Genomic DNA, 492 nt, shown 5'->3' on the forward strand with positions numbered 1-492 from the left:
AGGGGAGGATCCTCCAGCACGCCCGGACCAGCCCGAACAGGCTCTCGTCAGTCTCCGCCGCCCTCCTCACCCTCATGATCTACACATGAAAAAGGCTCCTGATGCCCGGATACAGCCCCGAACTCAACCCGGCGAACTCCTCAACGCCGACGTCAAACGGCACGTCCATGCCGCCCGCGCCCGCTCAGCCGACGGCCTCGCCCACAAGACCCGCCTCTTCCTCCACCACCGCCAACCGAACATCATCCGCGGCTACCTCCACGCCCGCCACGTCCGGTACACCCTCGAACAGGCAACCCAACAGTTCCGCCTCAATAACGACCTCTCAGTTCACGCCTTCGGGCGTAGATCAGCCAGAGACATGCTCGACCAGCTCGTACGGGACATCGAGCATACTCATCTTGAACTCGCGGGTTCCGGCTCTGCGAGCTCCTCCGCAGCGATGAGCAGCCCAGTCCCGATCAAGCAGCCGTCGATTAGGTCGGGGCGGTA

The 492-nt window shown here is 63.6% G+C and carries 1 pseudogene; it reads left to right on the plus strand.

From position 1 onward, the window contains the following. Positions 1-85: 85 nt before the first annotated feature. Positions 86-492 (plus strand): annotated as a pseudogene (locus IG74_RS52610) (hypothetical protein); the annotation flags it as partial.

The sequence above is a fragment of the Streptomyces sp. NRRL B-1347 genome (assembly GCF_000720325.1).
Classification (GTDB): domain Bacteria; phylum Actinomycetota; class Actinomycetes; order Streptomycetales; family Streptomycetaceae; genus Streptomyces.